This is a genomic window from Streptomyces sp. NPDC001156 (genome assembly GCF_053598275.1).
The window spans coordinates 1-1,688 of the sequence record NZ_JBSFJX010000505.1 but is presented as its reverse complement, the minus strand read 5'-3'; the positions used below and the strand labels follow the sequence as shown (position 1 = coordinate 1,688).

Genomic DNA, 1,688 nt, shown 5'->3' with positions numbered 1-1,688 from the left:
GTGGTCGATGTTGGAGACGACCTTGGCCTTCGCGTCCCCGACGATCGTCTTCGGGTGCACCCGGACGCCGATCTCGTCGAGCGTCTCGGCGAGGGCTCAGGGGCCGCACCCCGCGGGGCCGGGCGTCAGCCCTCCGGGAAGAGCGTGATCGCAGCGCCCCACAGTGCTCCGGGATTGATCCGGCCGGGGTGGAGAGCGAGCATGCCGTCGTAGAACCCCTGGGCGTCCTTGCTCCGTTCGAGGAGCTCTCGCGCATCGGTGAGGTACCGCCGGGTCTCGCCGATGTGGGACGGCAGATCCGCCGCGTCCGGGTCCTTGTGGCCCGCGACGACCGTGGCGGGAGCAAGCTCGTCGGCGACGTCGAGCGCCGCCAGCCACTGGTCGATGCCAGCGACGCCGCCGGATTCCGTCAGATATAGGTGAACGCCGTTGTACACCGCGTCCCCGGCGACGAGTAGGCCGAGATCCGGCACGTGCAGCATCGTCGTCTCGTCGGTATCGGTGTGCCCGACCTCGACGGGAATCAAAGCGGCGCCCTCGAGCTCGAACCCCTCGCCGCTGTCCACGAGATGCACATCGAGATGCCCGGCCGGGATCTGCCCGGGAAAGATCCGGTCCCAGAACTCGGCGCGGAACCCGGGCTCGTTGTGCGCGGCCATGACACGCCTGGTTCCCGCTGTCGCGTGGACGACCGCGTCCGGGAAGCGCTCCAGGAGGGGGATCGCACCGAACCAGTGATCGCCGTGACCATGCGTGATGTAGATCGCGCGCAGCGTCCGGCCGGTGACCGCGATCTTGTCGCCGACCTCCTGGGCCTGGCTTGTGGTCATCGGGGGGTCGACCAGAACCGCGTCGCGCTCGCCCGTGATCAGGGTCGAGGTGATCGGCGACCACATCCGGGTGCTGCCGTCCGGCAGCGGCCCCCGTCCGGACTGAGGGATCTGGGCCGTCACGAACACCTGGTGCTGCAGCCTCGACGTCACACCTGTCTCCTTGTCTTCGAGCGGCTCGGAAGAGCTCCCGGTGTAACAAGTGTAGTCGATTCACCTATGTCGCATCCTGAGGTGGCACAGAGAAGACCGCCACCCGGATCGAGGCGTGGACACGTCCCGATGGAGGACGCCTCGTTCCCGGCATCGGCGAGGAAGACGCCGAGTGCCAGGAGGCCATGGAGTCGGCGTATACCGAGGTGCAGCTCACAGCACAGGACCAGGAGCATGTGACCGCGGCGACCCTGTCGGACGAAGGGGGCCGCCGCCACGCCCGCGCGCCCTGCTGCGGGCCGCGGCGGCCCTGCCCGCGGACGATCGTCCCGCGGAGACCCCCGGCCGCTACGAGCTGGTGTGCAAGCTCCCCGGCCACTACGCCGCCGGGATGTACACCGAGCTTGCCGCCACACGGTGACCACAGAAAGGACCGGCAGTACCACTGCTCAGCGCCGCTGCCGTCCCGGTCCGGGCGGCGAGGCCGCAGCGGACGGTAGTCGGCGGGCGCGGTAGTCCTGCCAGCTCCGCGCCGCCCTCAAGGCGCGCGGCATCGGCTATGTCCTGGCCGTCGCCTGCTCGACACGGGTGAGGATCAACCACGGCCGCACTCCCGCCCGCGCCGATACCCTTGCCGGCCGCCTGCCCGCCACGGCCTGGCACCGTCAGAGCGCCGGAAACGGCGCGAAAGGCCCGCGCTACTAC

At 70.0% G+C, this 1,688-nt stretch carries 1 protein-coding gene and 2 pseudogenes; 1 reads left to right on the top strand and 2 read right to left on the bottom strand.

Annotation, left to right across the window (positions count from 1 at the left end):
- Both ACWDA7_RS52640 and ACWDA7_RS52635 read right to left on the bottom strand, forming a co-directional pair.
- Positions 1–93 (bottom strand): annotated as a pseudogene (locus ACWDA7_RS52640) (DUF3618 domain-containing protein); the annotation flags it as partial.
- 32 nt (positions 94–125) lie between these two features.
- The gene (locus ACWDA7_RS52635) at positions 126–983 is read right to left on the bottom strand and encodes an MBL fold metallo-hydrolase (RefSeq protein ID WP_450615296.1); all 858 of its coding nucleotides are present in this window, start codon (positions 981–983) and stop codon (positions 126–128) included.
- Between the two features lie 522 nt (positions 984–1,505).
- Between ACWDA7_RS52635 and ACWDA7_RS52630 the strand changes: the two are divergent.
- Positions 1,506–1,688, top strand: a pseudogene (locus tag ACWDA7_RS52630) (IS701 family transposase); the annotation flags it as partial.